The sequence below is a fragment of the Nostoc sp. UCD121 genome, from assembly GCF_014222285.1.
In the GTDB taxonomy this organism is placed as follows: domain Bacteria; phylum Cyanobacteriota; class Cyanobacteriia; order Cyanobacteriales; family Nostocaceae; genus Nostoc.
Window position 1 is genome coordinate 1 of the sequence record NZ_JACKZS010000554.1, and the last position, 324, is coordinate 324.

At 60.8% G+C, this 324-nt stretch carries 1 protein-coding gene; it reads left to right on the forward strand.

The window, feature by feature from the left end; all coding sequences use genetic code 11:
* Positions 1 to 324 (forward strand): EF-Tu/IF-2/RF-3 family GTPase (locus tag GNF10_RS37455; protein WP_260446396.1); only part of this gene is annotated, 324 nt, incomplete at both ends.

The window sequence follows — 324 nt, forward strand, 5'->3', positions numbered from 1 at the left end:
CATGGAAGCCGTTGACGAGAGCATCCCTGAGCCTGAGCGTGACCGTGACAAGCCGTTCCTCATGCCGATCGAGGACGTCTTCACCATCACCGGTCGCGGTACCGTTGTGACCGGTCGTGCCGAGCGCGGTACCCTCGCCATCAACTCGGAAGTTGAGATCGTAGGTATCCGTCCGACCCAGAAGACCACCGTTACCGGTATCGAGATGTTCCGCAAGCTGCTGGATTCCGCTGAGGCTGGCGACAACTGTGGTCTGCTGCTCCGCGGTACCAAGCGTGAGGACATCGAGCGCGGTCAGATCGTTGCTAAGCCGGGCGCTTACAC